Annotated in this window: 24 protein-coding genes and 3 pseudogenes; 13 read left to right on the top strand and 14 right to left on the bottom strand. The window is 52.4% G+C overall.

Translation table 11 applies throughout. The annotated features are described in order from the left end of the window. The first annotated feature begins 66 nt into the window (after positions 1–66). From K3T83_RS55900 to K3T83_RS57035, 3 genes and pseudogenes are all read left to right on the top strand, one after another. Positions 67–462, top strand: a complete 396-nt coding sequence (locus tag K3T83_RS55900; RefSeq protein ID WP_220207962.1) for a hypothetical protein — start codon at positions 67–69, stop codon at positions 460–462. Positions 463–670: 208 nt separating this feature from the next. Then, positions 671–1,400: pseudogene (locus K3T83_RS58760) on the top strand (transposase); the annotation flags it as partial. A gap of 444 nt (positions 1,401–1,844) precedes the next feature. Further along, on the top strand, positions 1,845–2,465 hold the full coding sequence (locus tag K3T83_RS57035) for a hypothetical protein (RefSeq protein WP_236065073.1): 621 nt from the start codon (positions 1,845–1,847) through the stop codon (positions 2,463–2,465). A gap of 298 nt (positions 2,466–2,763) precedes the next feature. Here K3T83_RS57035 and K3T83_RS55880 read toward each other — a convergent pair whose 3' ends face one another. Continuing rightward, positions 2,764–3,702 (bottom strand): aminoglycoside phosphotransferase family protein, encoded by a 939-nt coding sequence (locus K3T83_RS55880; protein ID WP_220207959.1) that lies wholly within the window; start codon positions 3,700–3,702, stop codon positions 2,764–2,766. A 258-nt stretch (positions 3,703–3,960) separates the two neighbouring features. Then, a pseudogene (locus K3T83_RS58545) lies at positions 3,961–4,182 on the bottom strand (IS630 family transposase); the annotation flags it as partial. 425 nt (positions 4,183–4,607) lie between these two features. On the opposite strand from K3T83_RS58545, the gene K3T83_RS55870 reads away from it, so the two are divergent. The 4 genes from K3T83_RS55870 (at position 4,608) to K3T83_RS55860 (ending at position 8,500) form a co-directional block, all read left to right on the top strand. Next, the gene (locus K3T83_RS55870) at positions 4,608–5,441 is read left to right on the top strand and encodes an IS6 family transposase (protein ID WP_220208371.1); all 834 of its coding nucleotides are present in this window, start codon (positions 4,608–4,610) and stop codon (positions 5,439–5,441) included. 294 nt (positions 5,442–5,735) lie between these two features. After that, complete coding sequence (locus K3T83_RS57025; protein WP_236065072.1) at positions 5,736–6,227, top strand: helix-turn-helix domain-containing protein; 492 nt, start codon at positions 5,736–5,738, stop codon at positions 6,225–6,227. A 154-nt stretch (positions 6,228–6,381) separates the two neighbouring features. Then, the gene (locus K3T83_RS57020; protein ID WP_236065071.1) at positions 6,382–6,936 is read left to right on the top strand and encodes a transposase; all 555 of its coding nucleotides are present in this window, start codon (positions 6,382–6,384) and stop codon (positions 6,934–6,936) included. Positions 6,937–7,174: 238 nt separating this feature from the next. Then, positions 7,175–8,500 (top strand): leucine-rich repeat domain-containing protein, encoded by a 1,326-nt coding sequence (locus K3T83_RS55860; RefSeq protein WP_220207958.1) that lies wholly within the window; start codon positions 7,175–7,177, stop codon positions 8,498–8,500. 1,148 nt (positions 8,501–9,648) lie between these two features. Here K3T83_RS55860 and K3T83_RS55855 read toward each other — a convergent pair. Further along, complete coding sequence (locus tag K3T83_RS55855) at positions 9,649–10,077, bottom strand: SRPBCC family protein (RefSeq protein WP_220207957.1); 429 nt, start codon at positions 10,075–10,077, stop codon at positions 9,649–9,651. A gap of 327 nt (positions 10,078–10,404) precedes the next feature. Between K3T83_RS55855 and K3T83_RS57015 the strand changes: the two genes are divergently transcribed. Continuing rightward, positions 10,405–10,878 carry a helix-turn-helix domain-containing protein gene (locus K3T83_RS57015; RefSeq protein ID WP_236065070.1) on the top strand — a complete coding sequence of 158 codons (474 nt, stop codon included), beginning with the start codon at positions 10,405–10,407 and terminating at the stop codon, positions 10,876–10,878. Between the two features lie 110 nt (positions 10,879–10,988). Continuing rightward, entirely contained in the window at positions 10,989–11,606 is a 618-nt protein-coding gene (locus K3T83_RS57010; protein ID WP_236065069.1) for a transposase, read from the top strand. Positions 11,607–11,803: 197 nt separating this feature from the next. On the opposite strand, the gene K3T83_RS55845 is transcribed toward K3T83_RS57010, so the two are convergent. The 6 genes from K3T83_RS55845 to K3T83_RS55820 form a co-directional block, all read right to left on the bottom strand. Continuing rightward, on the bottom strand, positions 11,804–12,343 hold the full coding sequence (locus tag K3T83_RS55845; RefSeq protein WP_220211772.1) for a dihydrofolate reductase family protein: 540 nt from the start codon (positions 12,341–12,343) through the stop codon (positions 11,804–11,806). Between the two features lie 26 nt (positions 12,344–12,369). Beyond that, a complete protein-coding gene (locus K3T83_RS55840) occupies positions 12,370–13,320 on the bottom strand; it encodes an LLM class F420-dependent oxidoreductase (protein ID WP_220211771.1) in 951 nt (316 codons plus the stop codon). A gap of 205 nt (positions 13,321–13,525) precedes the next feature. Then, positions 13,526–14,164 carry an NAD(P)-dependent oxidoreductase gene (locus K3T83_RS55835; RefSeq protein ID WP_220211770.1) on the bottom strand — a complete coding sequence of 213 codons (639 nt, stop codon included), beginning with the start codon at positions 14,162–14,164 and terminating at the stop codon, positions 13,526–13,528. A gap of 38 nt (positions 14,165–14,202) precedes the next feature. Beyond that, positions 14,203–15,075, bottom strand: a complete 873-nt coding sequence (locus tag K3T83_RS55830) for an alpha/beta fold hydrolase (RefSeq protein ID WP_220211769.1) — start codon at positions 15,073–15,075, stop codon at positions 14,203–14,205. Between the two features lie 85 nt (positions 15,076–15,160). Beyond that, complete coding sequence (locus tag K3T83_RS55825) at positions 15,161–15,583, bottom strand: MarR family winged helix-turn-helix transcriptional regulator (RefSeq protein WP_220211768.1); 423 nt, start codon at positions 15,581–15,583, stop codon at positions 15,161–15,163. Between the two features lie 134 nt (positions 15,584–15,717). Next, complete coding sequence (locus tag K3T83_RS55820; RefSeq protein ID WP_220211767.1) at positions 15,718–16,536, bottom strand: IS6 family transposase; 819 nt, start codon at positions 16,534–16,536, stop codon at positions 15,718–15,720. 1,097 nt (positions 16,537–17,633) lie between these two features. Between K3T83_RS55820 and K3T83_RS55815 the strand changes: the two genes are divergently transcribed. Together K3T83_RS55815 and K3T83_RS55810 are read left to right on the top strand one after the other, a co-directional pair. Beyond that, complete coding sequence (locus K3T83_RS55815; RefSeq protein WP_220211766.1) at positions 17,634–18,812, top strand: NAD(P)H-binding protein; 1,179 nt, start codon at positions 17,634–17,636, stop codon at positions 18,810–18,812. 836 nt (positions 18,813–19,648) lie between these two features. Then, positions 19,649–20,359, top strand: coding sequence for an IS6 family transposase (locus K3T83_RS55810; RefSeq protein WP_220211765.1), 711 nt, complete (start codon positions 19,649–19,651; stop codon positions 20,357–20,359). A 489-nt stretch (positions 20,360–20,848) separates the two neighbouring features. Here the strand turns inward: K3T83_RS55810 and K3T83_RS55805 are convergent, their stop codons facing one another. Continuing rightward, the gene (locus K3T83_RS55805) at positions 20,849–21,073 is read right to left on the bottom strand and encodes a hypothetical protein (RefSeq protein WP_220211764.1); all 225 of its coding nucleotides are present in this window, start codon (positions 21,071–21,073) and stop codon (positions 20,849–20,851) included. 307 nt (positions 21,074–21,380) lie between these two features. On the opposite strand from K3T83_RS55805, the gene K3T83_RS55800 reads away from it, so the two are divergent. After that, positions 21,381–21,704: a hypothetical protein gene (locus K3T83_RS55800; RefSeq protein WP_220211763.1), complete on the top strand. Its 324-nt coding sequence runs from the start codon at positions 21,381–21,383 to the stop codon at positions 21,702–21,704. A 739-nt stretch (positions 21,705–22,443) separates the two neighbouring features. Here K3T83_RS55800 and K3T83_RS55795 read toward each other — a convergent pair. Beyond that, the gene (locus K3T83_RS55795) at positions 22,444–22,923 is read right to left on the bottom strand and encodes an IS110 family transposase (RefSeq protein WP_236065366.1); all 480 of its coding nucleotides are present in this window, start codon (positions 22,921–22,923) and stop codon (positions 22,444–22,446) included. Between K3T83_RS55795 and K3T83_RS55790 the strand changes: the two are divergent. Then, a pseudogene (locus K3T83_RS55790) lies at positions 22,841–23,233 on the top strand (DDE-type integrase/transposase/recombinase); the annotation flags it as partial. The gene K3T83_RS55795 and the pseudogene K3T83_RS55790 sit on opposite strands and share 83 nt — an antisense overlap. A 196-nt stretch (positions 23,234–23,429) precedes the next feature. Here the strand turns inward: K3T83_RS55790 and K3T83_RS58540 are convergent. From K3T83_RS58540 to K3T83_RS55780, 3 genes are all read right to left on the bottom strand, one after another. Beyond that, positions 23,430–23,540, bottom strand: coding sequence for a hypothetical protein (locus K3T83_RS58540; RefSeq protein ID WP_373324783.1), 111 nt, complete (start codon positions 23,538–23,540; stop codon positions 23,430–23,432). Next, positions 23,536–23,751, bottom strand: coding sequence for a transposase (locus K3T83_RS55785; RefSeq protein WP_220211762.1), 216 nt, complete (start codon positions 23,749–23,751; stop codon positions 23,536–23,538). The genes K3T83_RS58540 and K3T83_RS55785 overlap by 5 nt, the downstream gene beginning before the upstream one ends. A gap of 406 nt (positions 23,752–24,157) precedes the next feature. Next, positions 24,158–24,871, bottom strand: a complete 714-nt coding sequence (locus tag K3T83_RS55780) for a hypothetical protein (protein WP_220211761.1) — start codon at positions 24,869–24,871, stop codon at positions 24,158–24,160. Positions 24,872–25,338: the final 467 nt, after the last annotated feature.

The raw sequence follows: 25,338 nt of genomic DNA, 5'->3' as shown, positions 1-25,338 counted from the left end.
TGCTCTCTTTAGTTTTCTCGGTTCAGATCAATAATATTAAGCCGTAACGAAAGGAATTAAAATAATATGAAATGGTTTTTTAGCCTAAAGGCACTACTCATCGTATATGCATTTTTGGCAGGAATCAGCGGATTAGCAGAGGCGTTAGCCCCGCATCAGTTCGTAGGTAGCTTTTTAACTTCGCTGAATGCTGACGGCGCATTTATGGCTCAAACCACAGGCGTATTTCAAGCCGGCACAGCGATCATTGCGTTTATGGCCAGAAATGTTGGTGATAAGGTAGCGCTCAGGTCACTACTGGCCGGTTTTACATTTATTAACGCTGGAGTCGTAGCAGTTGCGGTGCAGCAGATGGTTTCTAGAGGAACAGTAAGCTCTGACGGCATCGGAGACTTAATAGTTCATGGGCTGATGGCGGTATGGTTTGGGTACTATCTGGTTGCAAATTTGGCCAAAAGATAGCCTGTACATCACAAAATTCCCTCATCGAATCTCAACATTTACAACAGATAACGTAACGCAGGCGAGAAAAGGAGCTTCATCATGAGGAAGAGAGAAAATGACAGCAGCACGCATTATTAACTGACGCAATGTGCAAGTTAGGCTTGCCAGAGAAAAAGTTCATGGAGTATTCTCAGAAAAACCTAAACAACTTCTGAGGAGAGGCTCCATGAACTTGGACGATTTTATGATCACATGTTTTTGTATGATTGACGAGATGGTACCTATGATTATCAAAGGTCAACGATTACGAGCACGAGGCCCTGCTCCCAAGCTCTCGGAAAGTGAGGCGATCACGATGGAGGTCGTAGGCAGTTACCTGGGCTTGTCGCAGGACAAAGCCCTCTTTGACTACTTTCAGCGTCACTACACCCACTTTTCCCCAGCATTGAAGGACCTGCATCGCACGACCTTTGTGCGGCAAGCCGCCAATCTGTGGGCCATCAAAGAGCGCGTGTGGTGCTGGCTGCGCGACGAAATGATCAGCTATGATCCCCATGTGTCGATTGTGGACAGCGGGCCGGCACCCGTCTGCCATTTTGCGCGCTCCCTGGTGTGTCCGCTTCCGTGGAGAAGCTCGCTATGGCAAAGATCATGCGGATCGACAGACCTTTTACGGTTTTCGTTTGCATGCCCAACTCAGTTGGCCCGGCGTGTTCACGCGTCTGTGTCTGGCTCCGGCCAATGAAGCCGATGGGACCATGGCGCCTCTCTTGCTGGAAGGTATCACAGGAGTCGTCTTGGGTGATTGCAATTACTGGCTCCCTGATTTGCAAGCCTTTTTGCGCAGCAAAGGCATGTTGCTGCAAGCGCCTTTTCGCAAAGCCCACTCGCCCAAGGCCGTAGCCTACCAAAGCTGTGTGCTGGGACGAGGACGCTATCTGATTGACGCCGCGTTTGTATCGTCTTGCAATCACCTACTCGCGATTATCATCGTTGCCACGCGATTTCCGTTCCTCTTTGCGAGTATTGCTATCTCCGCTTGCAATTGCCTACTCGAGGGGTGCAAGTAACTCATGAATAGAAATAGGGAATTTTCTCGATTCTGGATCGAGCAGTGTTTCCCCAAAAACACGAGCAAGTAACTTTCCAATGGAAATCCACTGTTTTTCTCGATCAGGACACGAACACGTCCCTCATTGCTTCATCTGCTGGTTGAGCAAGAATCGAGCAAGTAACTTCTCGCTGAAACGACTCCCGCTCCTGTAGCATAAACGTCCTTTCCCTCTTGCGAGAAGAAAAACCCTTCGTGCAGAGTATTAAAAAACCACATCCACCACACGAAGGAGTCGATAGTTCAGATACCTGCATCTGTTCGCTTTGACCAGTCCACTCTGGCCTCCATGCTCGATGTTGACCCACTTGTTCAAGAATACCGCGCCTTCTTTGCTCTCTTCGACTGGTCTGTCGTTGATCGTTGGCTTGCCTGCCGCTCAGCCTGCTATGGCTCTCACCACCATTCCCTCACGGCCTACCTCAAAGCCTTTCTGCTACGGATCAGAGAAGGCTTGATCGCAGCCTCGCAATTGCGTGACTTTTTGTGCAAGCATCCTCTGCTCATCATCGAACTGAGCTTTGACCTCCAGCTTGATCCAAGCGCCAACTACGGCTTTGATGTCGAGGCAACGCTTCCCACGCGCTATTGGTTTGGCGAGAAGCTCCGTCAATTGGACCGCACCTTGCTCACCGACTTGCTTGCTGCCACCGTTGCTGCGCTCAAAGAAGAGGTCCCTGGGCTGGGAGAAGTGGTTGCCTTCGATGTCCGCGCACATCTACGCCTGGGTCCGCGAGAACAATCCGTGCGGCATCGGCTCCATTCGTTGTCACTCCCACAGATTGAAGTGCTTCTACCAGCCGATCTGTCATCTGTGCATACCGCTGGACCGGTCCAGGGAGCCGTTCTGCAAAAATGCGTTGGGAACACGAAACCTCACAGCAGATCCACTTGCGCACCAACAGTTTGAGTATCAAGCGCCGTGCGCCAAAGGTGACATCGGCAATGGTGCGGACATAGCGGCTATGGACCCGAGAGCCTAGCGTCCCACATCGTGGGCAAAGAGCACGTAATGAGGCGGTCTGAAGATGGACGATGATGGTCTGATCCTGGACCTCGATGGTCTCAAGGCGTACCGTTGAAGGAAAGGCAAAAACAGGGGGTGAGATCGATGGAATGCCTCCAGATAACTCAAATGATTGGAACTGATGCTATTCTACCACAAAGTCAAGTCAGTAAGCACACCGAATATGTCCCAAAACCATTTTTTAACTTTGACTATTTGTGTCTGCGTATTGAATACTTCCCTCTATCCAGCCGTCAATGTATTCTTCAATCTCCCGCATAGTGTCAGTTTGCGTGAACCCATCGAGGTATGCGGTGAGATAGAAAAAGAAAAAATGATAGCAGTAATACGCCAGCCGCTCCAAACGAAGGGTGTGTCTAATGCCGTTCTGACACAGAGCCTTATAAAAAGCGTCCCTTGCCCAATCTCGGCTGCACATGACCCATGCGTCACGTTCCGGCGGCGCGAGGATGGGGGTGTCCCAATCCACGATGAAGTACCTGTCGCCGTTCACAATCAGATTTCCTCCGGCATCGCCGTGGGTGATGAAGAAGTCCGCTGTGTCATCTCGGCACAGCTCGGCAAAGTATTTCAACCTCTTGGCTCTCTGCTCCAACTTGGCGCGATTTTTCTCAAGCAGTGAGTGAATCTGTATGTTATCCAGCACGTTCCACTGCTCGAAGAACGTATCGGCACTTTTGCCCGAAAAATCTTCACGTCGAATGGGAACGCCACAAGACGGAACTGCATAGACCTTCGCCAGCATTTGATATTCCGGGATTTTTGTCGCGTCTGTTTCTCTGTTTTCACCGTCAATCCAGTCGAAAACGCCGAGTATTGCGCCGTCAAATCGTGTGGACAGGTCGTCGTCTTTTGTCTTTACGATTCGGCTGATGAAGTCAATGCCGTGGTCACATAGGTGCTGGATGAGAGAAAAGCTGCGTTCATAGACGGCTTTATGCGCGGCGGGGTAAACCAGTTTTAGAAAATAGCTGCTAGTCGTAGCGTCCAGCCGCCACGTTTCACCGTAATAGCCGCGTTTTGCGGGAGCTAGTACGGCGGCGCTTATTCCATATTCCTGCCTAATGAACTCAAGCAGACGATGTTGGTATTCCTCGGAACGGGGGATGTTGCTGTACAATTATTTCTCGCTCCTTTGATTGAAACTGGTGCTATTATAGCGCAAAATCAGGCCGAGGAGGCACATCGAATGTGTCGAAGAGCCGAATAGAGAGAGAGAATTGCAGATATATTGAGATGGTGTTTTGAGGAGGAACATGCGTATCATCTCACTCAGCTGGAAGTCGCTAGATACCTCCTTCAGACGACGAAGGAACTGGCCGAACTACTCGGGATCTCCCTGGACGAGTGGACGCACAATGGATAATATCAAATCCGTTTAAGTAGTATCTAAAGAAGAAGGCCACCAATGAAAGGAGGTCCGCCCACGAATGATTTCAGGATGAGCTTGGAGCCAGCGGCAGCGCTCTGCTTGAACGTCTTGCAACTCGTCAAGAGAATTGAAGACCCGATTGGCAAGTGGCTCATTGGAGAGCGGCCACAAGCGTTCAGCAGGCTGAAGTTCGGGCGAATGCGATGGCAAGAAGAGCAGATGCAACCCAGATTGTCCCCTTCTGACTGTGCCAAAGAAAACATGAACTTCTCAGATGTCCAAGGATCTCACGAGAAGACGCCGGGAATAAAGGCAGAGGATGTTGTGTGCAAGCACTCCCATGCAGTGGAAAAGGAGGCGCATCACCTTGTCAGGGCTTTCCAGTTCTCCGCTCAAAGGGGTGCAGGGGTCTCCCTGCCGGGGCCTGGGGCGTCCCCAGTTTCCTTCCCTCCTTCGCGCGCCGCCTGCGGCGGCGCGCAAAAGAGAAGAAAAAAGGTTTTTGCGGGGACACCCCGCACCCCGGCAAAGGGCTGCCGCCCTCTGCACTCCTGCTAGATGGGAGAATTGGAAAGCCCTGATCACCTTGTGGGGTTGTGTTGCAAACATAAAACTGATCTGGTACAGTGGGAAGAAACGAAGATCCCCGCATGAACATCCAAGATCAAAAGCTCTTCAAGTGGCGTCATTTCCAGTCCGAGATCATTCTCCTTTGTATTCGTTGGTACTTGCGGTATGCGCCCAGTTATCGGGACCTCGAAGAAATCATGCTTGAGCGAGGGTTCTCCGTCGATCACACGACGATCTACCGCTGGGTCCAACACTCTGCTCCAGAACTGGAAAAGCGAGCTCGGCCATATCTTAAAGCTTATAATGATTCATGGAGGGTGGATGAAACCTACATCAAGATCAAGAAAGCGTGGATGTACCTCTATCGGGCAGTGGATTCAGATGGTCAGACCCTGGAGTTTCTCTTGAGTCCGACGCGCGACGCCGAAGCGGCCAAACGCTTTTTCTGTAAAGTTTTGCACACCTCTGCCTCTTCAGCGCCTCAGACATGTCCGATCGAGGAGCTGGTAGTTCTGCTTATAGCTCCGGCTGAGACTACAACCTCCACCAGACTGACGCCCCGTGTGATCAATGTGGACAAAAACGCTGCGTATCCCAAAGCGATTGCTGAACTCAAAGCCGCTGAAATCCTTCCAAACGCAGTTGAACTGAGGCAAGTGAAGTATCGGGGCAATCTGGTCGAACAAGATCACCGCTTCATCAAACGGTTGACCAAGCCAGGGATGGGCTTTGTCTCGTTGAAGACGGCCTGGCGAACCCTTCAAGGATTCGAGATCATGAATATGATCAGGAAGGGGCAAGTGCAAGGCGTGGCAAAAGGAGATGTGAAGGGGCTGGTCGCATTGGTTGCCACGCTGTTTGGAGTGGCAGTCTCAACTCAACAAGCAGAGTCATTCCCTCCTCATTTTGTCCTCTTTTAACTTCTTGCAACACAACCATCCAGCGGATCAAGTCCAAACCCGGTGTCATATTGCCGGGTTTGGACTTGATCCGCTCGTAGGCGATGATGTAGAGATCTTCCTGATACATCAGTCGATATAGGTCGTGATTAACCCACTGTCGATTGCTATTCAATTGTTGTAGGCGCTCCAATCGCGCGATGGTCTTCTGGCTCATCCGAGCCAACCTCCTTTTGAATGAAGCGGACTCTCTAGTACATTGAGGTCGAAATAGATCCATGATAGAATAGGAGGAAAAAGCCAGGGAGAACAGACATGTCAAAACGGGCAAGCCAGGTCAAGCTCACTGAGAGACAGCAGGCAGAACTGGTACAGATCACTAGGCGTCATCGGAGTGAGCAGCAGCAGGTGTTGAGAGCGCGTATCATCTTAGCTGCGGCACAAGGTCACTCGAATGCACAGATTGCCCGGCAGTTCGCGATCAATGTGGATACGGCGCGCTTGTGGAGAGATCGTTGGGTCAGTCTGCAAGAGATTGATCTGGACACACTCAGTGGGGCCGACCGCTTGTGCGATGCGCCCCGACCGGGAGCCCCACCCAGAATTACGGCAGAGCAACGTTGTCAGATCGCCGCCCTGGCTTGCGAAGCCCCGATGAAGTATGGCCGCACGATAAGTCAGTGGACGGGGCGAGAAATCGCTACGGAAGTCAAAGCACGAGGCATAGTCTCAGAGATCTCTCCCCGACATGCTGCCTACCTGCTCAAAAAAGGGGGCTGCAACCCCACCGGTTCCGATATTGGTTGACAGCCGTCGCTGATGTGCACAGAGAAGAGAAAATTCTTGAAGGCTGTCAGGTGTATGCGAAAGCCGCTGAACGTGCCAAGCAAAGTGAACGCACGATCAGTCTGGATGAATTAACCAGTGTACAGGCATTGGAGCGCAAATACCCGACCTGCCGATGCTGCCCGGCCATGTGTTGCGGCGCGAATTCGAGTACATCCGGCATGGCACCTTGTCCTGGTTCATCAACTTTGATGTGGTGAGTGGTCAAGTCATTGAACCCTCTTGGGGGCCGACTCGTACTGAAGAGGACGCGCTTGCTCATGTGCAACGTCTGATTGGAAGCTCTCCCCATGCGACGAAGTGGCATCTTATGCTCGATAACTTGAATATTCATCAGTCGGAAGCGTTGGTATGCTGGGTTGCCGAGCAGGAAGGCATTGACCAGGAGACGCTGGGCGTCAAAGGCAAGAAAGGCATCTTGCGCTCGATGGCAAGCCGGGCGGCGTTCTTGCATGATTCAACTCATCGGGTCGTCTTTTACTACACGCCAACTCACGCCTCCTGGATGAATCAGGTGGAGATCTGGTTGAGTATTTTGGTGCGCAAGCTGCTCAAACGCGGCCATTTCACCTCACTTGAGGACTTGCGTGACCAGATCCTGGCCTTTATTGCCTATTACAATGCCACGATGGCAAAGCCTATCAAGTGGACCTACACCGGACTCACGTAATCGTGGCGAGATTGGACGAGCATATGACAATCTCCACGTTTGTAACAACTCCGTGTTTCCACCATTGCCTGCTCTCATATGACGCATCGCTGCCACCGAAGCGACCAAAGGTGCTCTGCTTGGTTGTCAGCGATGCATTGCCTTTTCTGTGCCCCCATCTGAGAATAAAGAAGAATGGATAAACTAAGGAGCGGGCATCTTGAAGAAAGGTGCCCGCAGTCGCGGAAAAGGGGGCATTATGCCAATATCATCAAAAGATCAAGAAGTCATCGCCCGGCTGCAACGGTTGTATGGGCAAGCATTCTATTGTGGATACAATGCTGAGGGACGGGTGAACACCTTCATGGCGCTTTCGCCACCTCTGGTTGAAGCGCCTCCCCCGGAGCCACCGAAGATATCAGGAGACGGTCAGACGCGGAGATTCGTCATGATCTCATCAGACTCACCCAGGAGGAGTTGGGTTCCGCTGACGGGATTCCCAGAGGAGATCTGCCAGTTGACGGAGTTGGAGGAACTCGAGCTGAGACATCATTCCTTCACCCACTTGCCAGCAGAGATTGGACATCTGGCGCGTTTGCGGACTCTCTCGCTCAGGAATAATGCGCTAGAGAAATTGCCTGTGGAACTCGGCCAGTTAACGAATTTGGACTTGCTTGATTTGAACGAAAACCAACTGACAGAGTTGCCAGGGGAGATTGGGCAATTGAGCAACCTGAAGTATCTGTTTCTGGCAGTTAATCGCTTGACCTGCCTGCCCAGGGAGATTGGACAATTAACCAACCTTGCCTCTCTCAACCTGTGGGGGAACCAGTTGAGAGAGTTACCTGCGGAAATTGGAGAGTTACGCAATCTCAGGGGTCTGGATCTGCGCCGTAACCATCTGATACGTTTGCCAGCAGAGATCAGGCAGCTACGCAAACTGGAGGATCTGGAATTGGAGAACAACCAGCTCACAGAACTGCCAGTGGAGATCAGCGATCTGAAGCGATTGCATCCGCTCAATCTGGATGGCAACCCCATCGGAGGGCTTCCCGAAGAACAAAAACACTTGCTCGGCATCGCCTTCGAGATTGGAGATTATGGGGGACTGGAGCCTTTACGGGCCCTCTATGACGAGGTACATGTCGATCATGGTCTCTTTAGCCTGGTGGATGTGGATGGTCCCCCACCCAATGAGGAGGGTGCAGGCTGGCCTTTTGACCGGGACTATATGGTTGAGACTGATTGGGTATTGACGAAACCCAACAGTGTTGTCTTTCTGAGTGCAGACTCCTATCACTACGCCTGGGTCCGCCTGGAAGCGTGGGAGCACGAAGCCCCACACGCTGCGGGCGTGTGGGATGAGATATGGGAGGGCTCTTTCAGCTCTTCCTCGGGGAGGGTGCAGCTCCTTCCACTGATGAATGCAGCGTCGCGTCACCTCTTCATGCTGGGAACAGCAGGGCAGGAATATCATTTGCGAGTATCTTGCCGGGGGCGACAAGAGGTTGCCAGAGTCGGCTGGGAGGACGGGAGTCCCCCTCGCGGAGTTGAGCAATATCTCATGCAGTTCTGGTTAGCGTAAGGGGTCTCTGCACAACCTCCGCCAGATGATACTGGACACCAGTGGGTTATGGGAATGGCACCGCTTCCTTGCTTATGCGGGATCGTTTTGAGCTGAGACGAGCAACTCTCGTCTCTCAAGTTCTTCATTTTTGTGCCATCCTCATAACCCGTAGGCGTCTACACACTGTTGGCGAGGTTTGCTCTGCGCGTATTCCAATGCCACGATAACCAAACCTATCAAGTGGACCTCTACAAGGCTCACACTTCATCGTGGAGGTACTTATGCCTTCATGTGCTAGAGTCCTTCCCCGTGTCTCTCCCACTGCGGAGAGCATTTGAGTACTATGACTCTTCCGTCGCCTTGCGCTTTACAGCGTGTAGGCGATCCCCGAGTTACCCCTGATTGTCGGTCTATCCGTAGGTGGCCCGTTCGTCCTTTCCTTCTCCTTGAAGGCTGGTTCTGACGCAGGCTAGATGAATGCGACTGTATCTTTCATTCATCTCGTCAGATGCGGGCAATTACACCCTCCCACAGGATAGGTAGTATCCACCGGGACTGGGCTTCAAACAATCAAGCTTTCACCATAGATAGCCTAGCTGCCCGCCCTCCGGTCCCTGGTGCTAGGACTTCAATGGGCTTTTCACTTCATGCTCCTGTTCCCCTGTACCTTTCGGTCAAAGGTAAGAAGCTGCTTTACTCACCTTGCCTGAGTGAGGCGGCAAACCTTGCCGCAGACAATCATGGGCCTCTTTGGGCGCACTACAATGTACCATATAACTGCGAATTTTGTGCTTACGCTGCACCGTTCATACCGTTTGAGCCAATTGCTGAAGCCTAGCTATCAAGCCATTTAGCAAGTATGAGTTTTCGTGCTGCGAGCGTGAGCGTACCATATGTGATAGCGGTTATGTGGTGCGACCGACCTTTTCGTCAGGATTACACCGACAGACCAGCTTGTCAAAAGCGGTTTGACAGAAGAATGTCAAAGAGAGCATAAAAGAAATGCTGGGCTTCCATTGCCCCTGATGACAGCTTCGCTCATTTCACCCCTATCAGGGTAAAGCATTAACCGCTTAAACTCCAGAAGATGTTACGCCTTCCTCTGCGAGAGCCGAAGGAACGCCGGCTTACATAGCACCGTGGTACGCGCCTCGCGCACCGCAATGTTATTTTTCCACAAACTTCTTGATTCCTGTGAGCATTATTCCCCAATTCTTTTCTGAATGCTCACGCTCCTCTTCGGTCGAGTTATTGTCTTGAGAGAGCTTGAGAAGCGTGTCTGTTCCCTTGGAGGGCAACTCAATCGTTACGGTATGGTAATGTTCTGGCACGTCTGATTGACCCGAAAGCGGGCTAAAATGGCTGTATTGAAGAACACGCTCCGGTTTCAGTGTCAAAATCACGCCCTTGTCCTCATAGGGCTTTCCTTCCCACTCTCCTTTCCAAACGATCAAACTCCCTTCTTTCCAATCCGAGACCACGTTCGTGCCGAACATGTATTGCTTGATCATTTCGGGATTCACGAGCGCTTCCCATACTTTGGCGATGGGGGCACTGATACTAATTTGTGCTTGAGCGACCAATGTGCCTTTCATGTTTGCTCCTATGATTTCTGCAAATGCAACTATTCTGTAGGGGGGTTAGAGGCTTGCGAAAGGAACCTTATCCACGTCGAGGAGGAACATGAGTCCAGATGAAGAGCTGCCGAACCCGAGCTAGGAACTGGTAAATGCCAACCTTCAAGGCATTTCTTACCAGGAACAATTATAGCACGTGAACAGTGCAAAGTCTTGTAAAAACGCGACATGCGAGAACTTTTGTACTACAACTACGGGCAGATTTCTGCCTTAGTGTACTAGTACATGAAGACACAAGTCCTTCTGTGGTAGAATAGGGCCAACAAAGTCAAGGAGGACAGCAGGATGCGAGGCCCCAAACCAGCCGTCTTAGCATTAAGCGAGAGAGAACGGGAAGCGTTAGAAGCGCTTGTGCGCAAGCACAGTATGCCCCAGCAGATCGCGCAGCGAGGACGCATGATCTTGTTGGCGGCAGAAGGGAAAAGCAATGCGCAGATCGCCAGAGAACTGGGAGCCTGCGTGGACACAGTGCGCAGTTGGCGCATGCGTTGGCTCGGCTGGCAGAAGCTTTCATTGGATGACTTCTCGGTGAGTGAGCGGCTCAGTGATACTCCCAGGCCGGGGCGACCGCCTCAGATTACGACTGAGCAATTCTGTCAACTGATAGCTTTTGCTTGTGAACAGCCCAAAGAGCGTCCCATTACCCACTGGACCGGACGCGAGATCGCCGAAGAAGTGATGCAGCGTGGGATCATCAAGTATATTTCGCCACGACACGCCTCACGCCTTTTAAAAAAGGGGATGTCCAGCCCCATCTGATCCGCTATTGGCTCACTCCACCTGCTGATCCTCATCGCGAAGAAACGATCAGGGCTATTTGTCGCGTGTATCATGAGGCTCCTGCATGGGCGAAGCAGGGCGAATGTACCGTGAGTACCGATGAGTTGACCGGCGTTCAAGCCATCGAACGCAAACATCCCGGTCTGTCTCTGGAGTCTGGTTATGTGCAGCGACGCGAATTCGAGTACAAGCGACATGGAACGCGGTGCTTCATTTTGAGCCGCGATGTCGTCACAGGAAAGCTTCTGGCCCCCTTTTGCGGCCCCACGCGCACTGAGGAGGATTTTCTGGCGCATGTGCAAGCTGTGGTCGCGACTGATCCAGAGGTCATGCGCTGGCATGTTGTCTGCGATAACCTCAACATCCATCAGTCTGAAGCACTGGTACGTTGGGTGGCCCAGATCTCCGGCATTGAACAAGATCTGGGCAAGAAGGGCGAGTATGGTATTCTGGCCTTGATGCCCCGTCGAGCCGCCTTTTTGAGTGATCCCTCCCATCGTGTGGTGTTCCATTATACCCCTAACCATAGTTCATGGCTCAATCAGATTGAGATCTGGCTGTCGATCCTGATGCGCAAGGTCCTCAAGCGTGGTTCTTTCACTTCTGTTGAAGACTTGGAGGCCAAGGTGCTGGCTTTCATCGACTATTACAACCAAACGGCCAAGCCCTTCAAGTGGACCTCGCAAGGTAAAGCGTTGACGATCTAAACCACAGAAGGACTTGTGTCTTCGTGTACTAGACACTTCGGTAATCGTTGCCGTCTCTGGGATGGCGTCCGATCGTAGGCAAATGGCGCGGATACCCTGCTGTCCCTATTCTGCTCAGTTCACAACCCTAAGCGAAAATGTGCAGGAAGCACATTTTCGCAGATCTTCATCGCACCTCAATAAGCATACCCGCCTTTTCAGGCTGCGCCAGGTTGGTAGATGAGAACGACGACGCCTTGCTCTAGTGTCTTCGTCGCGACCAGTTTCAGGGTCGTCTTTTCGCTCTGCCGAAACAAAAGCGTGCCGGAACCAACGAGGAGGGGGTGAATCCACAGACGCAGCTCATCCAGCAAGTGGTGCTCCAACAAGGTCTGCCCAAGAGGGCCATGGCCATAGAAGACAAGATCTTGACCCTCCTCCTGCTTGAGCCTGGTCACGGTATCGGCAACATTGTCCCTGATGATCACCGAGTTGTTCCAATCGGCCCTTTCCAGGGTGGATGAGAAGACATACTTGCGAATGCTCTTCATCCTTTCGCTGTAGGCGCTCGTTCCAGCGTCCGACGTCGCGGCAAACATTTCGTAGGTGTGCCTGCCCATCAACAACGCGTCGCTCGCCAGCAGTTGTGCTAAAGCGACTTCTTGGGCCTGCTTGCCGAAGTACCCATTGATCCAGGTCAATGGATCGCCGATGACGCCGTCCAGAGATACAAGGGTAGATTCAATGACTTTTCTCATGGCTGCTTGCTCTCCTCTCTCATTGGTTACTGCATAAACTCGCGAGCAAAACGACGCATGGTATCCAATTGAGGTGTGTCAAAGAAGCTGATCACGAGTTCCTGAACACCAGCCGCCTCATAGGCAGCCAGACGCTGGTGAATCGTCTCAAGAGTTCCAACGAGACCATACGACTGGATATCTGGGTCTGGGGAAACGAGCGGTGCCCACCCTGGGACCAGAGAGCGGGCCTGCTCATCGGTCTCACCAAGAACACAGAGCGTGAGGGCGGTCCGATGAATGCTCTCATAGGAGCGTCCAATCGCCTCACAGTGTGCTCTCATCACATCAAACTTGTGTTCAATGGTTGCAATATTGCCTTGCACATTACAGGCATCGGCATATTGGGCTACCAGTTTGAGCGTCACCCGCTCACCGCTTCCGGCGATCATCATGGGAATATGGGGTTGCTGCACCCCTTTGGGCTGGTTGATCGCGCCGCGAACCTGGTAATAGTTTCCCGCGTAAGTGGCCTCCTCTTGCGTCCACAGGGTCCGAATGACCTGGATGGCTTCACCGAGCTGCCGCAGGCGCGTCTTGGCATCAGGAAACTGGTAGCCATAAGCGTGATACTCATGTTCGTGCCAGCCTGCTCCGATGCCAAAGGTGTATCGCCCATGCGAGAGCACATCGAGGGTCGAAGCCATTTTCGCCTGTAAGGCAGGGTTGCGGTAATTATTTCCGGTCACCAGGTGTCCGATACGCACCCGCCTGGTATCGCGCGCGAAAGCCGCCGCTGTGGTCCAGCTCTCAAAAAACATGGCCTGAGAGGGAAGAAGGGGATGAAAATGATCCAGCAACCAGACCGTCTCAAATCCAAGTTCATCAGCCGTTTGGGCCACATGGGTCAGTGTTTCATAGGCTTTTATGGGGTCCTTGAAGCTCGCCAGTTCTCCCACAAAGCCCGTGGAAAGGTAGACACTATATTTGAGAGACATGTTTCTTTTCCTCTTTCTCCTCCGGCAGAGAATCTCTGCCTGTGATAGAGCCTGGAACGAGCTTGCTTTGAAAGGCAGCCTGCTCGTTGTGCTGTCAAATTACATTCTAATGCCTGTATTACATATCTATTGAATATAAAAAGGAAGAGAAGGCATCCAGATGAGCGGACGAAATGACTACTTCTCTACCTAGGAAGGATGGCTGTTAGTAAGCGACACTGAAGCGCTGACGAACAAAGCGAGGTTGCTCAATCTCGTCGAGCAGGGCCACGGCATAATCTTCGGCTGAGATGCGACTCTCCCCCTGTGCGTTCATAATAAGCTGATTGATGCCAAGACGATAGGTGCCGGTGCGCTCGCCTGGCGAAATTTCGACGGGAGGACTGAAATAGGTCCAGTCCACATCGCTGTTCTTGCGATAGACCTCCCACTCCTCAAGTTTGGCTATCACCTCAGGTTTCCATTCTTCGGGAATAGGGAAGACATCCAACGCCCGCACGCCGGGCGCAACCTCCATGGTCCCTGCACCACCGACAACAAGCAGGCGCTCCACAGCAGCACGTTTCACCCCTTCTAACAGAGACTGTGCGGCTTCTGTCACAGCAGACCAAGGCTGCTTCTCAGAAGGTTTGATGGCGCTGACCACCACGTCATGTCCTGCAACCACCTGTGTCACGCTTTCTCGATTGAGAGCGTTTCCCTCTGTGAGCATCAACTGCGGATGATGGAACTGGATACGAGCTGGATCACGCACGATGGCCGTCACCTCGTGTCCTCTGCTGAGCGCTTCCTGGGCGACACGCTGTCCAATCATACCGCTGGCACCGAACAAGGCAATTTTCATGTCTTTTGTATTCCTTTCAACGAACTGCCACATGTATCCTATATGAGCGAAGTTTCAGACAAAGAAAGCAAGGCTTGAGCCACCGCAGGTGCTCCATCCAATTGGGGCCAATGCCCCCGCTCAGGCAAGAGCAGGAGGTCTGAAGTTGGCAAAGCCTCGTGCAAGGATTGAGCGACGCCCGTATTCAGATACGGGTCCTCTGCCCCGAAAATGATGCGCACGGGGCGATGAAATCGCTTGAGATCAGGTATGCGTTGTGTATTGGCCTGCAAGGTGACATGCAGATCACCCGTCAGACTGAGCACCGCCGGGAACGTGCCTGGCGTTGCGGCAAATTGCGGCCAGATCATCTGCAAGAATCCCTCTGGCACCCTAGTGGAACCTTGAGTGAACTGGCGTCCCTGCCACCTGAAAAGCCACTGAGCCACCGTAAGATCTTCAGTAATAGCTCGGGCCAAAGCAGCATAGGCTGGATCAGCGAAAAGGCTGATCCATTCTGGAAAGCGCAATGTGGGAGTGTATCCATAATACGTATTGAGTAAAACAAGCGCGGACACGCGTTCTGGGTGTTCCATGGCCCAGTTGATCGCCACGGGGCCAGACGCGTCATGGGCGACCGGGATCACCTGATCAACCTGCAAGGCAGCGAGCACCGCCTGCAGTTCCTCCTCTTGCTGCTTCGAGGTATAAGCGTGGTCTGTCGGCTTGTCAGATGCTCCCCAACCGAGAAAGTCGAAGGTAATGATCTCTCGCCCATGTAGGGCTGGAATCAAACGGTCGTAGATGTGCAGGTTATCAGGGAAGCCGTGCATTAAGACGAATGCGGGACCTGTTCCCGCATAATGGCGAGCGTAGATGGTGGATCCCTGATAAGAGACCAGATATTCACGATAGAGCGGCAATGAATTCATGAGAGAAAACTCCTTGTTCTAGGCTCTCGTGTAACAACAATATGCAACGAAAAATGCAGGTATATACCTGCATTGGGCAAAAAAATTAGATGCTTATCCCTTCCAATTGAGAAAGCAGCGTCCTCAGCATGTTCAGTTGATCCTGTCCGAGTGTATCCGCAACTGCGGCCTGGGCCTTTTGCCACAAGGGATGGGCGAGAGCAACAGCTTCATGTCCCTTCTGGGTGACGTGTACGGTATGCTCTCGTCGGTCGCTTCCTCTGCCCAGAGAGACCAACCCGTCACGTACGAGAATATGCACATTTCTTCCAATGGTCGAACGATCACTTCCCAGCTTTTGAGCAAGGTCGGTAATGCTTTGTTCGGCTTCATCCTCAAGAATGCTTTCCAGAAGCATATATTGCGTCACCTTGAGATCACTGGGCGCAAGGACTCGATCATAGACCTCGGTGAGCGTTTGCGCAGCGTAGCGCAGCGTGGTGCAATGACAGGGAAATGTTCTTTTCATGATGTAAGTATATACCCGCATTGGACAGTTGTCAAGGGTCTGTTAGAACCGAGGACACAAAAAGGATGTGTCAGAACTGAGAACACAGGAAGCAACAAAACAGTCAGGAGCTTCTCGCCTTCCATTCTTCTGGGTTAAGATACCAGCACCATAGCCTTCAGTGCATCCAATCGCTGGAGGAATACCTCGCGTCGGTAAGCAAGGGAAATCTGTTGTCTCGTGGTGGTCCGGACGCGGAAAAACTGGCGTACTTCATCGAACGCTCTGCAGAAGCGTGAGGCTGAGTTCATATCTCCGAAGCCACGCATGGGGTAGTAACGCTGCTTGATGCCACGATGGTCTTGCTCCAGCCGATTGTTAAGGCAGGGGTTACAGCGGTGGATGACGTCATGGCTAAGGGTTTCACGGATCGCACGAGGATAGGAGTCATGCCCATCGGTCGTGATCCTCTCAGGAGCGTGGCCAACCGCCTTGAGTGCTTGCTTAAAAAATTGTTTGGCGGCCTCCATATTTCGCTTCTCACTCAGCCGCGAATCTACTAGGTTGCCATCCGTATCGATGGCACGATAGAGGTAACACCACTTTCCCCTGACCTTGATATAGGTTTCATCGACATACCAGGATCGCCCTGCTTGTCCGCGTCGTTTGGCCCGCAGATGTTCTGTGAGCCTTGGAGCGAACCGTGCCTCCCACTGCCTAACTGCTTCGTGGGTGAACTCCCAGCCGCGTTCCAGAAACATTTCTGCGAGATCCCGCAAGCTCAGCTTATACCGTAGTCGCCACAGAACAACAAGGAGAACAATATCAGTAGGGTATTCGAGAAAGTTAAACGGAGTTCCTGTCCGTTCGTTAAAGGCTTGCCTACAATCTAAACAGCGGAACGTTTGATACCCAAGAGCGGTTTTCTTGGTCTGTTCCTTCGTGGTGGCTGAAGCACAATGCGGACAATTCATGAATTATTCCTCATCAGGTGAGTCTTTGCCCTCAGCATACCTCATCAACTATTCCCATGCCAAATCTTCGTCTAAATTCTGACGCTTCCCAAATTTTTTCACCGTACAAATATGTGGAATCTTCGACTTCCTGTCAAATATATATGCTGAAAAAGACAGCCATATAATGTAGTTGAGATTAAATAAATACTTGACAATGAAAGAAGCGGCAACATATACTTGGGCGGGGAGGAAAACAGGAAGGGGAAGGGAGAAAAGAAACAACAGATGAGATAGTCTCAGAGGAGAGAAGGAGGCACAGATCGATAATCACTACGATCCTTTCCGTGAAGGGCTCCGTCTTCATCGCGTCATGGATCAAGTGTTTGAATAAAGTTTTGTGCGTCCGGGCTTGATGCCTGGTTCGCCGTCTTTGACTGTACCAATGGGCATCTGTGAAACACAGAATGGTTATGAAGTAGATGTGGCGCTGCCAGGAGGGCACGCGCCACCTGATTGACGCTGCGAAGGCTATCGATGTGCATCACCTCATTGCGCAAAGCATCGCATGAGCGTATGCTCCTGGCGAAGGACCAGCCGATGAGAGCGTTCCCCTGGACATCGAAGCATCCGCACTACGTTCTGTTACGATTGAAGGCCTCCAGACTCTTGAGCAGGCAGTTGGTGAAATGGAGCGGGGCGTCATACTGCGTTATGGAATGCTCTCTGGGCCAGGAACGTGGTACGCCCCTAACGGCCCTATCGCCGAGCAGGTACGCATGGTCAGTTGGTTGCTGATGAGGGCGTCACCTCATTCCTGCACATTGATGCTGCTGCATATGCTACTCTATTGGGGTTGAACTGACCCCGAGGCGTTGTCAATGTGGTAGATGACGAGCCTACCCGGCAACCGTATGGCTTGCCGTGTATGTGGCAATTCTCTCAGCTCCAGCCGTGCCCGTGAGGACGGACCGACCCCGTGCTGCACGTGGAGCGATGAATACCAGAGCCCGTCGTCTCCTAAACTGGCAACCTTTGTACCCCAGCTGGCGTGCAGGGTTTTCCCAGGCCATATAGTCAGGCATACTCAGAAGAGAAGGAAAGGACTACGATACACTATGGCAAATGTTCTTGTTACGGGAGGAACCGGCGAACTGGGTCGTCTGGTCGTCGCTCAATTATTGGCCCATCAACATACGCCTCGGGTTTTGAGCCGTCAGACTCATCTTGATCTTCCGCAGGGGGCCGAGTCCGTCTATGGCGAACTCACATCGGGAACCGGGCTACGCGAGGCAGTTGAAGGAATAAATGCCATCATTCACTGTGCCAGTTCGCCTCAAGAAGCGCTGGCGACTGATATTGGTGGAACGCGTATGCTCGTTCATGCAGCCCGCGAGGCTGGATCGCCTCATTTCATCTATGTCTCCATCGTCGGCGTTGATCGTGCACAATCTAGTTACCATCAGGCGAAGTATGAAGCTGAACGCATTGTGATGCAATCGCAGCTTCCCTGGTCTATCGTGCGTGCAACCCAGTTTCATAGCCTCGCTCTGCGCCTCATCCAGTCGCTTGGCATTGAGATGCTGAACGTGATCCCTGTTCCGCCCAATGTACGTTTGCAGACCATCGCAACTGGCGAAGTTGCAGAGCGCCTGCTTGCTCTGACCGAAGGAAGCGAGACGGGGCAGGTCGAGGATATGGGAGGCCCACAGGTTCTTACCCTCGAAGAGATGATCCAGACCTATCTTCACGTGCGAGGCAGGAAGGTAAGCATGCGCGCTGTAGACCTGCCCAACTCCCTGTTTGCAACTTTTAGCTCCAGCGAACCTCAGCATTCTGCCCCCGCTATGGGTAAACAGACCTGGGAGGAGTTCATGCGTGGCTGGTATCATGAGAGGGATAGCTACCCTGTCCCACAGACACAAAATCCAGTGCGGCTCGAGAAGACGGTGCAGGTCCACGATCCAGTACAGGTAAGTGTCATCGAGGTGTCGATGGAGCCCGGCTCATACGTTACCCCACCTCATCGTCATCCAGGGCCTATCTTTGGCTACGTCGCAGAAGGCAGTGTCCTCTTTGAGATGCGTGGGCACCCGCCCACGATCTATCGGCAGGGGGATACCTTCTATGAACCGCATGAATGCATTCATCTGCTCGCCAACAATCCCAGTCCGTCTGGCAAGACTGTACTTGTCGCGGTTCTCCTCGGTGAGCCCGGTCAGCCTATCCTGACACCCATACAGTTGCAGGCAGGTATCAATGACCCTGTAGACGGTTCTCACAGCTCCTGCTCCTGAATGTACACTGGCATCGTGCGTTGCCACCTCCCCGAGGCAGGCGACGCACGAACGCATCAAGATCTTTACGTGCTTTGATTGTGCTCGAGGATTCTCATTCGGCTGTGCGAGCACTACCTGTACGGCACGATCAGTTGCAGCTATACATGGGTATGGCACCGACTCTTATGAGTGGTTACTCATATTTAAAGTATTCATTGCGACAAAACTGGCCTTTTCCCACTGGAAAATCCACTTGAGGAGCTGAGAAAGCGTCAGGGTTGCGACTTTTTATCGCAATCAAAAGTTGCAATATGTGTTACCACTCATAAAAGTCGGTGCCATGGGTATGCATGCTGCTCCAGCGCTACAACCAAGACAGGCCCCGAGGCCCTGGGTGATGAATGTCATGAGAACTAGGGTGGTCATTCATCTTCTCGCCACGACAACAGTGTTCATAGCAAGAAGCCCTGGAGTGCGATCCCCTCGATAGAGGGCTCTGGTTAGGGCCTCAAAGTCGTCAGGTGGATTCCCAAGCAGGCTGGCCACAGGGTCTCTACCCAACGTGGATGGGCCAGGGCTTTCCAATTCTCCCATCTAGCAGGAGTGCAGAGGGCGGCAGCCCTTTGCCGGGGTGCGGGGTGTCCCCACAAAAAACTTTTTTCTTCTCTTTTGCGCGCCGCCTGCGGCGGCGCGCGAAGGAGGGAAGGAAACTGGGGACGCCCCAGGCCCCGGCAGGGAGACCCCTGCACCCCTTTGAGCGGAGAACTGGAAAGCCCTGGTGGATGGGCGGGTTGTGTTGCAAGAAGGAAGCTGATCTGGTACAGTTGGGAAAAGCAGACAAAAGAGGATTCATCATGAGCGAACGAAACGCGTTCAAATGGCGTCATTTTCAAGCCGACATCATTCTGCTCTGCGTGCGGTGGTATCTGCGCTACGCTTTGAGCTATCGCGATCTTGAGGAGATGATGCTGGAGCGTGGTTTGCGGGTGGACCATACCACCATTTATCGCTGGGTCCAACACTATGCACCCGAACTGGAGAAGCGCTGTCGACCCTACCTCAAAGTCACTAATGACTCGTGGCGCGTCGATGAAACCTACATCAAAGTGAAAAAGCAATGGGTGTATCTCTTTCGTGCGGTTGATACACAGGGCAACACGCTCGATTTCTGTTTCAGTCCAACCAGAGATGCGCAAGCCGCCAAGCGCTTCCTTCTGAAAACGCTTGCTGTATCTCATACAAGCTCGCCTCGGGTGATCAACGTAGACAAAAACGCGGCCTATCCCAGAGCGTTCAACGAGCTCAAAGAGGAAGGACTCATCCTCGAAGTATGTGAACTGCGACAAGTGAAATACCTCAACAATCTCATCGAACAGGACCACCGTTTCATCAAGCGCTTGACCAAGCCTGGCATGGGCTTTTTCTCTGATCTGACAACTTGGAGAACATTACAGGGATATGAAATTATGAACATGATCAGGAAAGGACAAGTGCAGGGAGTGAACAAAGGAGACAGCCCAAGCCAAGCTGCATTCATCACTCGCCTGTTTGGAATGGTCGCCTAAGCTGAGCAGGATAGGCAGGCTCATCCTCCGCGTTCCTCCCCAATTTTTTTGCAACACTACCAAAATATGTGCTCGCCTCCCCGGGATTCGGAATTGAATCACGAACAGACTCTAGAGAGCCGGTCGAGAAATACAGTGCCAGAAGAAGAGGGAAACTCGTGCGTAAGAACCAGAGAGGTTGACAAAGTCGAACGCTTGCATACTCCTCTGTCAAACCACATCGCTCGGTTTTTGGAATGTGTCCAATCGGCTTGAGAAGGGTGTTGAAGCCCTAACTCCACCCCCTCATTCTGCTTCTGGGAGACTGACCGTTTCGCCTCGCAAAAGCTTTCTTTGCAACAAGAAGGGGCAACCCGGCTCTACTGCCAAGTCGCCCCTTCTTAGTCGGTGCCTGAGAGAGAAAGGAGGGGAGGTACGCCCTACGGCGCTTGCCCCTCCTTTCTCTTGAGTTCCCGACCGGCTGCTAGCCGCGAAGGTCAGGTCATAATCCTACTGCGGCGCGTTTGGCACCCCGTAGTACCTGCCGCCGCCCGCGCCCTTCGGAGCGTCTTTCACCCCGGGGAACCCACGGGTGTCGTCGTCCGATGGGTCGGGCGCAGGCGCCGTTGGGATCGCTGGTTCGTCGTCCGGAGGCAGGCCATTGCCGCTGGTCAGCGACTGGAAGTTTTTCAGCACCTTATTCTGGGTGCGCTTGACTTCCTCACTACTTGTCATTGTCGTTCTCCTTAACGACTTGGCTGCGATGTCCCCAGCGGTTGCTGGAGACGGGTAGTGCTAATGCTGTGCGGCTGTCAGCCACTTCCTCTCTATCGGAGAACCGCAATCACCCCAATGGTAACCACGACACCCCGATCACAGAGAATGCAGGTGAAGCACTCACTACATCTGTGATAATGTTGTCCAGACCAGGAGGAGTATCTGGCAACATAGCTATGAGAATGCCCCTGTAGAGCTTCTCTTGTCGCGCATCTCCTTCTTCTCGTGTCGCCGATCTTGCCGCGCCATATTGAAGAAGCAGGAATTGATAGAGTCGCGTCCGGGGTGCCACTCCGAAGAGCGGCACCCCCTTGAGGTGCTGGCACAGCTACACATGTTCGCCTATGCTGCACATGAAGCACTGGCCCGGTTCCGGGAGCCTGGCTTGACAGCCGCAACCACAGTTGCACTTGTACGGCCTTGGCGACGCCTGTTCGCTGTTACCCACCTGCCAAAGGACGAGATACCAGATGCGCTTCCACCTCATGTACTACCACCTCTCTCTGTGCTCCCCAATCCCTTACTCTCCCATCGGGAGAGGGAGGGGTCAAGATTCACAGCGAGCAAGGAGGGGTATCTGGCAACATAGCCATGAGAATGTCCCTGTGTGAGAAACATCCTCTTCATTGTCCTTGCTCATCTCTCCGGGCGCGAGGCCCATAATGAGGAAGAAGGCTTTGGCCAGATAAAACGGATATGATTCCTCCTTGTTGTGTGTCCGTTGTGGATAGGGACGCAGCAACATGCGCTGCGGGAGCGCGGTCGGCCTACGATCCTTCTGTACACATGTCATTCACACGCAGCCCAGAAAGACGGTGGTTCCTCTGATGAGACGAAGGGCCAACAACTCGTCTCGGGGTTCCTCTGAGTGTCCTCCGCGATGTCGAGGGCGATCAAGACAGACAGCGAACCTACGGTGACAAACCACGAGAACCGGTCACCTGGTGAGCACGAAGGCTCACCCTCAACGATGGTGACGACCGGAGCACAAGAGTCGCGCCAATAAGGCAGCACAACAAAGGCGCACAAGGCACGAGCACTATGCGAAAACACTTCACTGCTATAGTATCAGCATTTTCGAGAAATTGCAAGCATTAAGTAAACGCTTTCATTACAGTTCCATACTGATTCATAGAGAGGGGTATGACACCGATGTGTCTACTTTGTCAAGAGGGCAAAAACAGCCATTTTTTGACCGTCAATCAGGCGTATCACCCAAAAACCGCGCAAGCTGACGCATGTCAAGGCTGCGGAGCGTAGCAGAGCACCCGAAGGGCATGGCCGAGACCGCGAGGAAGCGGCGTGGTATCCTCAGAAGAGCCTGATGGCTAGGTCTCCTTTCTTTTCTGCGCAGCTCGTATGAGCTTCTGCCTTGTGGACAAGCGATAGGTGGAACCATAGTAATCGACCTGCTCCACCTCTTCACTCAATCCAAGTCGGTCAAGCTGCTCGTACAGGAGTAAAAGCCGATCTCGCTTCTTGCCTGGGGTAGCTCCGGTATGAGCAATCCAGTTCATCAACTTGCGACTCACCGCTTCTATCTGGAGATTGATATCAGCCTCCTGCCCAGTCAGTACATGCCAGATCGCCACCAGGAGCTTGCGAGCCACGGCTACAATCGCCTTCTGCTTGCCAATCCGGCTCGCCAGGCGCTTGAACTGGGCTTTCCAGTGAGGATGATGCTCGACGGCGACCCAGGCGGCTTCTACCATCACGCCTCGCAGATCACTTCGGCCTTCTTTGGTGGCAGCAAAACAGTTCTTCACGCAAGCAGTCGCGGTTGTTGGCCATGCACCAGAACAAGTCACGACTGACGGACATCGTTCCTACCCACGTGCCGTACATGAAGCCATAGGCAAGGAGGTAATGCATCGAACGAATGTGTATCTGAACAATCGGATAGAACAGGATCATTGAGGCATCAAGCAACGGTATTATCCCATGCATGGTTTCGGCAACGTCACTTCAGCAGCACGCTTTTGTCGCGCATTTGATGAATTACGTCAATATTTTCGCTTCTGCTTTAGAGAAAGGGAAACACGGTCACTGGCGCAACGACGGCTGTTATTCTGTGAACGGCTGGTGGCCCTGCAAGAATTGATGACTGCCATTTCATAATTCAGCAAATGGTATCTGCGAGATTTTGAAGAGCTTTCTGTACTTTTGTATTCTCAGTTCTGACAGAGCCCCTAGCTTTCTATCTTAAGTTCGCTTATTTTTTCCCTCTTTACTTTCAACAAACCGAAGGTTTTTGAGACTGTTACCCTCCTGTCTGTGGAAAGTAACCACAGTGCTGGAACCAGCCCTGCGCATCTTAGGTGGTCACTGTCTGCAATGCTTGAGCAATGGCTTCTTGCAGCGCTTCGCGTGTGCGGGCTCCAGCCCGACGCAGGAAGGTTTTCAGCTTCGAGAAGGTTTCTTCAATGGGTGAGAAGTCTGGCGAGTAACTCGGAAAAAAAGAGGAGTTGACATCCCCTGGACTGGATCACTTCCGCCACCCGTACGGACTTGTGGGCAGCCAGATTATCCATGAGCACAATCTGTCCTTCCGAAAAAGCAGGGGTGAGAATCTTTTCGATGTACTGTTCAAAGGCCACGGCATTGGCTGATCCCTCGATCAGCATCGATTCGCCCATGCCTGCTCAGGTGAGTGCGGCAATCGCAGTGAGATTCTTCCCGCGATTGCGTGGCACCTTGCCATATGCACGTTTCCCTCAGAGAAAGCCCAAGCACCTTCCTGTCTCAACGCAACCGACGCTCTTTGATCTTCAGAACGAATCGTTTCCAGCATGAGAGGATGCATCTCCAACATAAGAGGAACCCCATTCCAGAGCATATCGCCCAAGTGAGCGATATGCTCTTATTCACCCTCTGGCCCACCATCCATGCCTGGCCCCTGGCTCATAATCACGCACTGTTCTCACTCCACATTCCTCCGGTCTAGCTCGGCCATGACCAGGAGCCGCGACAGACAGCAAAAAAGGGGGCTAGTATCCTTCCTTTTTTGCACACTCATTGGATAAACGGAGAAATAAGCAGTGGTTACTTTTTTCTGGCAATTACCAAACCGGTAAAAGAGCTTATCTTCGCTGCTGTCACATGGATCTGGGTTGACCATACCTGATCGTGAACGATTTTCTCTCCAGAGTGACTAGCAAGCAAGACACGATCAGGGGGTATTCCAAGCCCATGATTATAGGTGCCATCGCCCATTCCTCCGAACAAGCTGGCTTGCAATTCCGTGTGTTTTGTCAGCAGAACAGACAGATTCTGGAGATACTGCTCAGTCAGCATAGAAGAAAGGCTTGGTGACGAAAGGGAGATCCCCAAAATCTCAAGGACGTGAGAGAGAATGGACTCCCAGATTTTCTCTCGCTCCACAGGAGTCATCTCCCCAACACTTTTGCAGTTGTTGACTGGAACGAGATGTGCAAAGGCAGAAAAGCCGTAAGGAAATGGTCTCAAAAGAACGGGAAGCAGATGCAGTTCCCCTAAATGAGCACGTTCTAGCAATAAGGGTTCCAGCGTTTGCATGAGTGGGTCGAGCAACCAATCCATACTCATAAGCAAGATGGCGATGCGAGAGAAAAGTACCGCATGCACCATCTCCTCCAGCACATGCTGCCCAGGGGCAACGAACCCACTTCCCCCGATCACTATTCCTTGCTGTGTGAGCCATTGGAGACGAGGGGCCAGCCCTTCACTCAACCTGTTATCTTGTGCAGAGCGGTCACTTCTACAAATGAGAACATGCACGACTTTCGTTCCATGAAAGCTTTCAGACCTTGCAGCTCCTGCTCCTCGGCCATCTTCCTTGCTCTCTTGCTTTTCTCTCTAGATTTTCGAGCGATGCAGGGCGAGTATAGCCCATCTCTTCTCAAAGCGCAAGCGCACGCCGCTCTTGCACACGCCTCGTTTTCCAACCAACAAGATCGTCACGCCAAGAACAAGACTCTGCTCGCGAAGCCTCCTGCAAACCGCCCGTCATACGTCGTTTTGATCTTTTGCTCCTCATTGCGCCTGCAGCGCAACTGCCGCCAAGGTCATCGTGGCAAGGATTGTGTCAGAACTGAGGGCACACAAATATATGAGAAATTGAAGGCATCGTCCCTCAAATTTTTATCAAGAGGAGATTTGTATGGCTGTAAATTTGGGAATTAATCTGGATCTGGTCCACTCTCGGTGATTCCGCTCGCTTGCTTGCTTGCTTCAACCCATCGATT

This window comes from Reticulibacter mediterranei (assembly GCF_016587455.1).
This window is presented reverse-complemented; position numbering and strand designations above follow the sequence as displayed.